We start from the raw sequence: 11,650 nt of genomic DNA, 5'->3' as shown, positions 1-11,650 counted from the left end.
CTAAGGAACGACGAACACGACGACCAGTGCCAGGATGACGAGCGTCTCAGGCAGCACCGTCATGATCAGTCCGGTACCGAACAGGTCCTGGTCTTCCGCGATAGCGCCGACTGCGGCGGCACCGATACCGCGCTCCGCGTAGCCTGCTCCGAACGCCGCGAGGCCGACTGCGAGGGCTGCTGCGGCTTTTGGGGGAATTGCAGCGACCGGTTCGCTGGTCTGTTGCAAGAGCGGTGCGATCGTGTTGACAGATGCGAGTATAGCTTCGAACATTGGTTTGATCCTTTTGTAGGCTCTCTATAGCCGAACAAGTCGTAGTTCGAGTCACTGGATTCTTAAAACTTCCCAAAGCGTTCCGCCGGATTCGCTTGTATCGAGCGCTGTACCAGCTAAATCATGGTAGCAAATGCCAGTGTCAAGGGACGTAAAAGAGGACAGTCTGATATGAAAGAACAAGAACAGGAGTCGAACGGCTAGTCCTGCGTCGTGTAGCTTCGGTCGTAGCCGAACGGTTTGTACGCTTCGCCGCCGCCCTCGTAGAACTTGCCGAAGAATTCCACGTACTCGAGACGCACCGCCTGCAGTCCCGCGCTGGTGATACCCAGCGTGAGGACGAGCGCGTGCCCGAGAACGAGGATGAGCAGTCCGACGAGGATGCCCGCGACGCCCGAGTGGAGCAGTCCGGGGAACATGATGCTCGCTCCTTCGTGGTGATGGAGCACGTAATCGGGCCCGTGTGAGAGCATGAAGTGCCATTCCTCACCACCGTGACTTTCATACACGCCGAAGAACAGGAGGTTGACCACGAAGGCCATCCCTGCCTTGGCGAGCAGCACGGCGGCGAGACGGGTGTACGAGAGGACGTTAACCAGTACGTTGAGGAACTCGACTGCCTCGATTGGTTCGCCCACGACGAGCAGGACGAGCCCGAGGAAGAACACGAGGAGCCACACCGAGAACGGGAAGTTAATTCCCGGTATCGTGAACAGGTTGAACGCCGGGAAACCGGTGAACCCGAACGGGAACGGGTTCCCGTTGAAGACGCTCTCCGACCCGAAGAGGAGACCGGGCGCGCTTCCGCCCGCACCCGAGAAGATCCACACCCAGAGGCCGAACATCATGATGATCCACGACCCGCTCTCGGTCATGGCGTCCTTGAAACTGTGTTCCAAGTTCTCGACGAAGTCGAAGCCCCACCCGATGGTGAGGTGGACGATACCGGCCAGCAGGCTCAGCACGAGCCAACCGGTAGCGAACTCTCCATCGACAGGCTGCAGTCCCTTGTGAATCGGTGGGTTACCGCCCCAGACGAACTCCCCGAGTATGTGCAATCCGAAGACTTCGCCGTACAGGATACCGAACAGCATCGTGAACGCACCGGCCCAGATGGCGATTCCACCGAGGCTCTTGATGGCCTCGCTGTCGAACTTCGTGTAGATGACGTACCCGATGAGGGTGTACAGCGCCCCGTACCCGAGGTCGCCGATCATGAACCCGAAGAACAGCGGGAACGTGAGGAACAGGACGACCGTCGGGTCGAACTCGAAGTACTTCGGTCGGTTGATGGTCTGCACCAGCACCTCGAACGGTTTGACCGCGCCGGGGTTGTCCTGGATAACCGGCGGGTTCTCCTCCTTGGTGACGTGGCCGCCGTCCGTGGCGACGCCCGTCTCCTCCGCCTTTTCGAGCGGCGCGTGGTGGCCGCCCTTCTCCTCGTAGGACGCGCGTTCGAGTTCGTCCACTTCGACGTGTTCTCCGACCGCGCTGTCGAGGTTGCTCTTCAGTTCGGCGTACTTCTCGGTCGGAATCCAGCCTTCGGCGACGAAGGCGTTCTCCGTCGTCGCGAACTGCAGCGGCGCTTCGGCCTTCTGCACCTCGATGGCGAGCTTTTCTTCGGCCGCGAGCAGGAATCCCGCCGCATCGAGTTTCACGTCGTTGAGCTCGTTTTCGACGCCGTTGAGCTTCGATTCGAGCTTCTGTTTGTCGTGTTCGAGTTCCGCGACGTACTCCTCGGGGCTGCCGGACGCCTCGGGAATGTCGAGCGACGCGAAATCGACGCCGACGAGCGCATCATCGAGCGCGTCGTCCTCCGCGTCGTCCGCCGGGTACGCGAAGACGGCGACCGTTTGCCCTTCCGTGAAGAGTTCGAACTCCTGAACGTCCTCGGAATCGGCGAGCGCGCGCTCGATTTCGTCCGCGTTTCCTTCGCCGACCGCGACCTGTATGTGGTCGTATCCGGACAGCAGGTCGAGGTCGATTCCGAGCGCGGCGAACGGCTCCATCGAGCCGATTCGGTCCTCGACGCTTCGAAGCTCCTCGCCGAGTTCGTTTCGGCGGTCGTCGAGTTCGTTGACCTGCGCTCGGATGTCCTCCAGTTCGTCCTCCAGCGCTTCGCCGGTGACGATTCGCTGCGGCCCGGCGTCCTCCGCCTTCACACCGATAATGCTCTCGATGGAACGAACGGTGACGAGTTTGTCGGACGCATCGTCCGCACCACTGATCGGGTTTCCGGGGTCGAACCCGTCCCACGACCCGTCGTAGTTCGACAGGTGGACGAGGTTCAACTCGTGGATGGTTTCGATGACGTCGGACATGACGGTTCGTGACCCCGTCACCGAGACTTTGCTCATCTGTTCAGGTCTGAGCATGCACCGCCTCCCTGAACCTGTCGAGGACGAACTCTATCGCCTCGTCGACGTTTTCTTGAGCACGCGTTTCGAGTGCCTCGCGCTCCTCCTCGCCCTCCGCGAGGAGCTTTTCGCGCTCGGCTTCGATGTCTTCGCGCGCGCTCTCGAGTCGTTTCTGTTCCGATTCTTCGGCCTCTTCGTGGGCTTCCGAGCGGATGTCCTCCGCTTTCGTGCGTGCCTCGGAAATCCGCTCCTCGCGAGTTTCTTTGGCGTCCGCAACGATGTCGTCAGCCTCCGTTTCGGCCTCCTTTATTCGTTCGAGAACCTCTGGCCTCGGCATATACTGTAATCACGCGGAAGATTGCGTGAGTGGCTATAAACTACTTGCGGAACCGTTTCGGCCTCTCGACGGCCGAAATGGTGGGGATTCATCATCGCTCGGTCCGAATCGGCGGCTAATGGGTATCCTCGAAGACAAACGTCGAGCACGAATCTTCTACAAGTACCTCTCGAAAGTGTACGACCAAGTGAATCCGTTCATCTGGAACGAGGAGATGCGTGGGGAAGCCCTGTCGATGCTCGACATCGACGAGGATGATACGGTGCTCGACGTCGGTTGTGGCACCGGGTTCGGGACCGAAGGTCTGCTCGAATATACGGACAACGTTCACGGTCTCGACCAGAGCGTTCACCAACTCGGAAAGGCCTGGGCGAAGCTCGGGAAATACGACCCCGTGAGTTTCTATCGCGGTGACGCGGAACGGCTTCCGTTCAAGGATGACTCCTTCGACATCGTTTGGTCGTCCGGGTCCATCGAATACTGGCCCGAACCGGTCGAAACCCTCCGCGACATCCGCCGCGTCACGAAACCCGGCGGGGAAGTCTTGGTCGTCGGTCCCAACTACCCCGGAACGGGCGTCATGCAGAAAGTCGCCGACACCATCATGCTCTTTTACGATCGGGAAGAGGCGGACCGGATGTTCCGGGAAGCGGGCTACGAGGACGTCCGCCACCGCGAAATGGGTCCGACGTACGACCCGGATATCGCCATCACGACCATCGCACGCGTGCCCGAGAACGAGTAAGCGAAGACGGTAAGACAAAAACCTCGTCGAAATCACTGCACGGCCGTTTCGATTTCAGCGACCAGCGCTCCGTTTTCCACGATTCGAACGACGACTTCGTCTCCCGGTTCGAGCAACGGTGCGTTCGTCTCGGCGAGTTCGAGCGTCGTGACTTCTCCACTCCTCCACGTCGAATCCGCCGCGCTGTTGAACGGCCCCGTCGGCCCGGCGTGGAACCCGTCCGCCGAGAAGAACGGTATCGGCGGTTGCGATGCCAGCGGTTCCCCGTTCACCCGGATTTCGAGGTCGATATCGTCGACGTCGAGCGACTCGCCCGCTCGATGCGTGAACGTCAGTCGGTTCGTCGCCGCGTCCGCCGAGAGGTCGATGGCGACCTGCTTCGGTTCGTGTAGCGATACCGACCGTACCGAAACGGCTCCGATAGTTCCCGCCAAAACGAGCGTAATAACGAGGAAAAGGACGGTTGCGACGACCGGTGAGAGGGCACGATTCGACACGCCGGGGAGTGGCCCCGTGTTCGTATTTCAAATTTGGGCCGTACCCACCATCTCCTCCGGTGATCCGCTCGTCGAGTTCGTGGACGGGATGCCGTAGGGCGTGAGTGTCACGTTCACGGTTTCGCTATTGTGGGTCGCCCTGACGGTGTACGTTCCCCGTGGCGAGACGGTCCACATCGTACCGCTCGGACCGGTGTTCCCGACCGGTGTCTCCCCGATTGCGATCTTCCCTTGAACCGGTTCGCCACTCGAATCCGTCAGTTCCACCCGAAGCGGACCGCCGGGATACGTTCGATTGACGGTTAGTTCGAGGTTCGTGCTGTTGTTTCGGATGGCCGTCCCGTAGGGGACGTGGTTGTTCCCGGTGAGCAGTTTGTACTGTATCTCTCGATAGATCTTCTCCGTTCCCGTATCGAGATATGCCTCGGTGAGACCTTGTGAGTAATAGATCAGCGTTTTCGAGGCCCCCTTTTTGTATCGAACGTCCGTGTCCGAGTGTGGTGTTCCGGACTCTGACTGTTTGACTATCCACGGATAACTGTTGACCGTGAGGTTGGAAACTTCGCTGATGGATAGTTGGCTACTCTTACTGACGTTCCGGTAATCCGGCCTGTACGCTTCCCTGATATACTGGTTTCCGTTTACCATGGACAGAACGACGCCATCCTCCGTCGCCGCTACGTAGAGCGATCTCGAATCGCCTTCGCCACGAAAGCTCCTCGCCGCATAATCCCGGATTCGACTCTGTAGCGGGATCAAATCCGTCCGAAGCTTCCATTCGTCGGGGGGAAACTGAATGACGTCCTTTCGCTTCGATATCATGTACTCGATGGAACGCTCCACGTCCTTCCCCTTCGAATCGATCAGTGCGAGACGTTGCACGTACTTTTGGGCCCCTATCTCCTGATCGTTGAACTGCCCGCTTGCGGACCGCTCTTCGCTCTTGAGTTCGGACAACTGTACTTCGATGTCCGATCGGAATTTGATGAGGAGTTGTTCTTTCTTGCTGCTGTCCTCTACTTTCGACAGTCGCTCGTCGAGCGTGTATCGCTTCTTCTGCCCCAGCAATTCGTTTCTGTCCATCTCCAGCGTGGTACTGAGGCTCATCGACGGCGCGAACGTGTCACTCCTAGTGGGCGTTCCGAGGGTCAGATGAGAGGAGGTGTTGTTGAACCCGGGCGGTTGGACCGGGTTTTTCGCCGCCGGTGGACTTGCCGTAGATGCCGGCACCCCGATTCCGAACGCGACGGACGGTGAGCAGAGGACGAGGAGGGCGGCTAGCAGGATACGGGACACCCGGCTCATATCGGTGAGTAGGTCACTACTCATTAAAATATATACGGGATTCGACGCGGTTCGATAACCGGCGGAGATTGGAGTAGACCTTTTAAAGCGGTCCCTGATGTTTTATCGCACGGATGGAAAGTATTTTCTTGTCTGCTTGACCACAGTGGGATATGCGGTCACATTTCGCCCTCCTCGTGGTCCTCCTTTCGCTTTTAGTTTTAGGAACCACCGTAGTGGCAGGCGATGTGCAAACTCGTCCGGCCCATCTCGATTCCGTAGCGGGAGACCGTACCGCAGCCGCCGATACGCCGACGAACGGGACGTCGATTCAAATCACACCACGGCCCAATGGTGACGCTCACTGGAACGTCTCGATGGAGTTCGCGCTCGACAACGAAAACGAAACCGAGGCGTTCGAGCGCCTCGGAACTGACTTCGAACAGGGAGGAAACGATGACCTCGGTTTTTCGGCCGAAACGTTCCGACAAATCGCAAACATGGAACAGGCGGAAACCGGTCGCGAGATGAAAATACGAAATATCGACCGTGAGTATTCCGTGGGCAACGAAACCGGTCTGTTGACGCTCACGTTCGTTTGGACGAACTTCACCCGAGTAAACAACGGCAAAATCTATCTCGGGGACGCATTCCTGCTCGACGGCGGAGAATCGACGTGGCTTCGCTCGCTGTCCGCGAACCAGAACCTCTTCATTCACACGCCCGACGGATACCAGATTCAAAACTCCAATTTCGGTCACGCCAACGGAACGATATCCCTCCAGGGTCCTATGACGATTCGTTCCCCGACCGGCGGCAGGGACTTCGTTCGTGTCACGTACAACAAGAAAAATGCCGGGCCCGTGGACGAATCGACCCCGTGGATGATGTACCTCGCTGGTGGGTTGGTTTTCGTGGGTATCATCGGTGCTGGCATCTACGCCTTCCTTCAGCGGGACGAAGACGAACCCTCCCTCGATTCTGAACCGTCGGACTCACGACCCGTTCCGTCGTCTGACCTCGACTCGGACTCCGAACCGGTGGAGGACGAACCGGACCTCGAACTCCTCTCGGACGAAGAGCGCGTCGAACACCTGTTGCAGCAGAACGGCGGTCGGATGAAGCAGGCGACCATCGTCAAGGAGACCAACTGGTCGAACGCCAAGGTGTCCCAACTCCTCTCGGCGATGAACGACTCCGATCGGATCGACAAGCTCCGTATCGGCCGGGAAAACCTCATCACGCTCCCCGGCGAGGACGTGACTGACTTCGACGACGAGTGAGCATGCTCCATTCCCGAATTGGTAAAAAATCCGATTAGTACGGCACGTGCATTGTCGACTGTTTCGAAAACGTTTACCCGCTACCCGGAAAGGAATTGATTATGAAGGTCCTTGTAACGGTGAAAGAAGTCGCCGAACTCGCGGACGACTTCGAAGTGGACGGGACCGAGGTAGACGACCGCTACCTCGAATATGACTTGAACGAGTGGGACGACTACGCCGTCGAGGAAGGCGTCCAATTGAACGAAGCGGGTGTCGCGGACGAAGTGGTGACCGTCACCATCGGCCCGGAACGCGCCGAAGAGACGATTCGGATGGCACTCGCCAAGGGTGCAGACCGCTCCATCCGCGTGTGGGACGAGGCGCTCGAAGCCCCCGACCTGCTCGACGTGGAGGCGAAGACGCAAATCCTCGCCGCCGTCGTCGCGGAGGAGGACCCCGACCTCGTGTTGACCGGCGTACAGGCCGGTGACGACGCGTTCGGTGCGACCGGCGTCTCGCTCGCCGACGAAATCGGCTACGAGTGGGGTGCGGTCGTCAACGCGCTCGACATGGATGCCGACGAAGGCGTCGCACACGTCCACCGCGAACTGGAAGGCGGTGTCGAGGAGCTTACGGACATCGAACTTCCCGCCGTGCTGACCATCCAGACGGGTATCAACGAACCGCGATACGCCAGTCTGCGCGGTATCCGGCAGGCACAGTCCAAGGAGATCGCACCGAAGACGCTCGACGACCTCGGACTCGACGCCGACGCCGTGGAGAGCGACCTGACGCTGACGGAAATGTACGAACCCGAGAGCGAGAGCGACGCGGAGATCTTCGAAGGCGATGCCGGAGAGACGGCCGGGAAACTTGCCGAGGTTCTCCGTGAGAAGGGGGTCGTCCAATGAGCGACGTTCTCGCCGTCACGGAACACCGCCGCGGCGAACTCCGCGACGAGAGCTTCGAAGTCATCTCCGCCGGACGCGAACTCGCCGACGATGCGGGTGGCGACCTGCACCTCGCCGTCATCAGCGGCGACGTCGATTCCTACGCGGATACGCTGAACCGCGACGGCGTGGATGCGATTCACACCGTCGAGTACGGCGAGGAGTTCAACCACGACGTGTACGTGCAGGCCATCGAGGCGCTGTTCGCCGACCTCGAACCGACGTTCCTCCTCATGCCGAACAGCGTGAACGGACTCGACTACGCGCCCGCAGTCGCCAACCGACTCGACCTTCCCCTCGTGACCGACGTCATCGGCTTCGAGTACGGCGACTCGCTCACGGCGACGCGCGAGATGTACGGGTCGAAAGTCGAGACGACAGTGGACGTCGACGGCGACCAGTTCGCCCTCACGACCCGCGGTGCGGAGTGGCCGGAGGCGGAGGGCGTCGGCGAGGCCGACGTGTCCGCGTTCGACTTCGAACCCGACGAGGACGCCGTCCGCTCGTCCGTCACCGGCTTCGAGGAAGTCGGTGCCGGCGACGTGGACATCAGCGAAGCCGAGTTCCTCGTCAGCATCGGCCGCGGTATCGAGGAGGAGGACAACCTCCCGCTCATCGAGGACCTCGTGGAAGCGACCGGCGCGACGCTGTCGTCGTCGCGTCCCATCGTGGACAACGGTTGGCTCCCGAAGAACCGGCAGGTCGGCCAGTCCGGTTCGCAGGTGACGCCGACGGTGTACCTCGCCATCGGTATCTCCGGCGCGGTGCAGCACGTCGCCGGGATGAAGGGGTCGGACACCATCATCGCCATCAACAACGACCCGAACGCGCCCATCTTCGACATCGCCGACTACGGTATCGTCGGCGACCTGTTCGACGTGGTGCCGGAACTCATCGAGCAGTTCAACTAGAACCGTTCGGTTCGGATTTTTCGCTCGAACGACGAGGGCGGTTCGATTAGCGAGCTTTTTCACTGTTCTCGCCGAGCGGAGAGTATGACCGACGAGCGAGACCGACCGAGGCGTTTCACGAAAAGGACCCGGAAACGTTCACGCGCGTCTCACGGGAACCGACGTTTCTGTCGCTCCGGGCGGTGATGACAGCGGACTGAACCCGTCACGTATTTGCGTGCCCCGGCCTGAAGCAGAGACGAATGGAGTACCTGATGGCCCGCAGGACGCTCGTCGAAGACCGGTTGGAGGAGGTTGTTGGGCGGGTCGAACCACGCGAACTGTCGGAGCAGTTGGCCCACACGGCACTCTCGGGTGGCAAACGGGTTCGACCCACCGTCGCCATGCTGGCCTGTGAGGCCGCGGGCGGTGAGGCCGAAAACGCCGTCGATTTCGGCGTCGGTATCGAACTCGTCCACGACGCGTCGCTCGTCGTCGACGACATCATCGACCGGTCGGACGTGCGACGCGGGACGGAGAGCGCGTGGGCCGAGTACGGCTACGGTCCGGCCATCATCGCCAGTGACGGGATGCTCGGCGAGGCCTTCGAACTGTTCTCGTCCGACCCGCGCGCGATGGAAGTCGTCGCGGAGTCGATGATAGAACTCGGCATGGGCGAGGCGTCGGAACTCGTTTCCATGCCATCGAACCAGTCCGAGTACATGGGACTCGCCCGACGGAAGACCGGCGCGCTGTTTCGCGCCGCCGCCGAACTGGGCGCTATCGCCGCCGACGCCGACCCGGAGACGGTCGATGCCTTCGGCGAGTACGCAGAACGCGTCGGCATCGCCTTCCAGATTCGGGACGACGTCCTCGACGCCACGGCCGACCCCGACGACCTCGGCAAACCGACGGGACAGGACGAGGAAATCGGTCGCCCCTCAATCGTGCAAGTGACCGACCTCAGCGCGGAGGAGGCGAACGAACTCGCCCACGAGCAGTCGGACGCGGCGCTGGCCGCCCTTGACAGCGTGAATGCCTCGGATTCTGCCGCACTGGACTACCTGCGTGACTTCGCCGAGTTCGTCGTCACGCGCGAACACTGAGCCGAAGTCGAAGCTGATTTTCCCCCGTTTCTCGCATTTTACCCGCTTTCAGGACGCGCGATTCGGACAGGTCGCGCGAACGGCGCGACCTGTCCGAATGCCCGGGGAGGAATGGGGACCCCGAGGACGGTTCGCGCAATCCGCGCGAACCGCCCGAATGCGGTGCGGTCATTTTCCCTAGCGACTGTCGTCGTGGTCATCCTGTCGCTGCTGTCATCGCGTTCGTCACTGCTGTCGGCGATTTCATCGTTCCCACTGTTACTCCAACGTGACATTCACCATGATTCCCCTTCGTTGACGACACCCTTATCCGAACTCACCGAATAGAAATCCAACAAGCGTGGCTATCACGGACAAAATCTATGTCAAAAACCATCGGCAGATCTCCTCGCAGTTGGAGACGAACATCCCGAAAGGGGCGTTCAAGGGCGCGACCCTCGACATCCTGTTTCAGGGCGAGGGCCTCCAGAAACTCGACGAGGCGACCAGAGACCGCGTCCTCGACTTCGCCGAGGACTTTCTGGATTGTGACTGCCAGAGCAACCCCTACTGTGGCTGTCCGGAACGGAAGTTCATGCAGTACCTCCTCGAACTCCGCGAGGGTGGCCTCGGCCCCGATGCGATCGTGGACGTGATGACCGACGACTATCTGGTGTACGCCTATCCGGGCGACGTCCTCTCCTTTTTGGACGATTCGGTCCGGACGCTCGAAGCCGTCGAGGAACTCGCCGCCGTGGAAGGTGACGACTCGATGGAGTCGCGCTCGCGCCAGAAGAAACACTCGCTGTCGGGGTAACGACTACCCCAACCGGAACGGCTCGTCGCTTTCCAGTTCGTCGTCCAACTCCTCCAGTTGGATGACCTCCTCCTCCCCGTCGTCGTCGACCCTCGACTGGAGATGGCGAAGGTACTCCTTGTGTTCCTGTAGCTGTTCCCGGAGGTGGTCCGCTTCTAATTCGAGTCGTTCGTGTTCCCGAACGAAGCTCTTCGGAACCTCGACTTTCGGCGGGAACGACTCCTCGTTGGTTTCCTCCCCGATCTGATTTTCGGGGACGACTTTGACCTTTCCGTCATGGGCGACCAGCATGTCCACGTAGTCGCGGAACACTGCCGACAGCGAGATATCGCGCTTTTCGGCGATCTCCCGCAGGGTTTCGAACGCGTCCTCGTTCACCCGAAAGGAGATCGTCTTGTTTTTGTTGCCCATCTTGACGTAGATTAGCGGCGTGACACTACTTAAGGTTTCGTCAGACGGTACCACGGCCGCCGTAGAACGACACCATCCCGCCGATGATCTTGTTCTCCGCTCGCCGCAGGTGCTCTTCCAATGTCCGGCGCTCGATGTCCATCTCGTCCGCGATTTCCGTCGTCGTCGTTCCGCGCGGAATCCGATAGTACCCCATCTCGACCGCTAACACCAGCGCCTCCTGCTGACGGGACGAGAGGTCGGGCAGCGCTGTTTCGGGCGTGAGGAGCGGTCTGTCTCCCGATACCGCCGTGATCTCTCGCTTCGATTCGACCGTCACGGGGAACGCCGTCACGAGGTCACGATACAGCGCGGTCAGGTTCGACGAATCGAGCGACAGTATCCGACACCACTTCTCCCCGTCGACGTAGCGCAACGGCGGGACGAGCAGACAGTTGTGGCGGGCGAGAAACGACTCCACGGTATCGGTTTCGCGCTCTTTCAGACACGCTTCGGTCATCGCCACCCGTTCGTCCCCTTCGACCAGCAGTTCCTGCACGCCGACGAGTCCTTCGAGGCGTCGAAGGACGTCCTCGCCGTCCGGTCCACTGACGTGCAACAGGTCACAGTGATCGTTGCACCACAACTCGACGGCCGTCTCGGTTCCGGCCGTGGCTTCCGCGGGGACGCTCGGTTGTTCGATTCGCAGGATCACCTCGTGCATCACCGGGAATTTTCGCCGAAACTATTTAAAGAACCC

The 11,650-nt window shown here is 60.4% G+C and carries 13 protein-coding genes; 6 read left to right on the top strand and 7 right to left on the bottom strand.

Features of this window, described 5'->3' with window-relative positions; all coding sequences use genetic code 11:
- From LJF34_RS15125 to ahaH, 3 genes are all read right to left on the bottom strand, one after another.
- A complete protein-coding gene (locus tag LJF34_RS15125; RefSeq protein ID WP_231186050.1) occupies nucleotides 1–273 on the bottom strand; it encodes a F0F1 ATP synthase subunit C in 273 nt (90 codons plus the stop codon).
- 200 nt (nucleotides 274–473) lie between these two features.
- Nucleotides 474–2,648, bottom strand: a complete 2,175-nt coding sequence (locus tag LJF34_RS15120) for a V-type ATP synthase subunit I (protein ID WP_231186049.1) — start codon at nucleotides 2,646–2,648, stop codon at nucleotides 474–476.
- Entirely contained in the window at nucleotides 2,635–2,967 is a 333-nt protein-coding gene (ahaH, locus tag LJF34_RS15115; RefSeq protein WP_231186047.1) for an ATP synthase archaeal subunit H, read from the bottom strand. The genes LJF34_RS15120 and ahaH overlap by 14 nt, the downstream gene beginning before the upstream one ends.
- Nucleotides 2,968–3,085: 118 nt before the next feature.
- Between ahaH and LJF34_RS15110 the strand changes: the two genes are divergently transcribed.
- Nucleotides 3,086–3,712, top strand: a complete 627-nt coding sequence (locus LJF34_RS15110) for a methyltransferase domain-containing protein (protein ID WP_231186045.1) — start codon at nucleotides 3,086–3,088, stop codon at nucleotides 3,710–3,712.
- Nucleotides 3,713–3,744: 32 nt separating this feature from the next.
- Here LJF34_RS15110 and LJF34_RS15105 read toward each other — a convergent pair whose 3' ends face one another.
- Complete coding sequence (locus LJF34_RS15105; RefSeq protein WP_231186043.1) at nucleotides 3,745–4,209, bottom strand: type IV pilin N-terminal domain-containing protein; 465 nt, start codon at nucleotides 4,207–4,209, stop codon at nucleotides 3,745–3,747.
- Between the two features lie 27 nt (nucleotides 4,210–4,236).
- On the bottom strand, nucleotides 4,237–5,514 hold the full coding sequence (locus LJF34_RS15100; RefSeq protein ID WP_231186041.1) for a hypothetical protein: 1,278 nt from the start codon (nucleotides 5,512–5,514) through the stop codon (nucleotides 4,237–4,239).
- 152 nt (nucleotides 5,515–5,666) lie between these two features.
- Between LJF34_RS15100 and LJF34_RS15095 the strand changes: the two genes are divergently transcribed.
- From LJF34_RS15095 to LJF34_RS15075, 5 genes are all read left to right on the top strand, one after another.
- Nucleotides 5,667–6,776, top strand: coding sequence for a hypothetical protein (locus LJF34_RS15095; protein ID WP_231186039.1), 1,110 nt, complete (start codon nucleotides 5,667–5,669; stop codon nucleotides 6,774–6,776).
- A 101-nt stretch (nucleotides 6,777–6,877) separates the two neighbouring features.
- The gene (locus LJF34_RS15090) at nucleotides 6,878–7,669 is read left to right on the top strand and encodes an electron transfer flavoprotein subunit beta/FixA family protein (protein WP_231186037.1); all 792 of its coding nucleotides are present in this window, start codon (nucleotides 6,878–6,880) and stop codon (nucleotides 7,667–7,669) included.
- Nucleotides 7,666–8,619: an electron transfer flavoprotein subunit alpha/FixB family protein gene (locus LJF34_RS15085; protein ID WP_231186035.1), complete on the top strand. Its 954-nt coding sequence runs from the start codon at nucleotides 7,666–7,668 to the stop codon at nucleotides 8,617–8,619. Before LJF34_RS15090 ends, LJF34_RS15085 begins: the two co-directional genes overlap by 4 nt.
- 242 nt (nucleotides 8,620–8,861) lie before the next feature.
- On the top strand, nucleotides 8,862–9,704 hold the full coding sequence (locus LJF34_RS15080; RefSeq protein ID WP_231186033.1) for a polyprenyl synthetase family protein: 843 nt from the start codon (nucleotides 8,862–8,864) through the stop codon (nucleotides 9,702–9,704).
- A gap of 340 nt (nucleotides 9,705–10,044) precedes the next feature.
- Nucleotides 10,045–10,500 (top strand): DUF5814 domain-containing protein, encoded by a 456-nt coding sequence (locus tag LJF34_RS15075; protein WP_231186031.1) that lies wholly within the window; start codon nucleotides 10,045–10,047, stop codon nucleotides 10,498–10,500.
- A 3-nt stretch (nucleotides 10,501–10,503) separates the two neighbouring features.
- Here the strand turns inward: LJF34_RS15075 and LJF34_RS15070 are convergent, their stop codons facing one another.
- Both LJF34_RS15070 and LJF34_RS15065 read right to left on the bottom strand, forming a co-directional pair.
- Nucleotides 10,504–10,911: a ribbon-helix-helix protein, CopG family gene (locus tag LJF34_RS15070; RefSeq protein ID WP_231186029.1), complete on the bottom strand. Its 408-nt coding sequence runs from the start codon at nucleotides 10,909–10,911 to the stop codon at nucleotides 10,504–10,506.
- Nucleotides 10,912–10,951: 40 nt separating this feature from the next.
- Nucleotides 10,952–11,614 (bottom strand): helix-turn-helix domain-containing protein, encoded by a 663-nt coding sequence (locus LJF34_RS15065; protein ID WP_231186027.1) that lies wholly within the window; start codon nucleotides 11,612–11,614, stop codon nucleotides 10,952–10,954.
- Nucleotides 11,615–11,650: the final 36 nt, after the last annotated feature.

The sequence above is a fragment of the Haladaptatus sp. DYF46 genome, assembly GCF_021083305.1.
Classification (GTDB): domain Archaea; phylum Halobacteriota; class Halobacteria; order Halobacteriales; family Haladaptataceae; genus Haladaptatus.
Note: the sequence above shows the minus strand (reverse complement) of the source record. Positions and strands in the feature narration are given on the sequence as shown.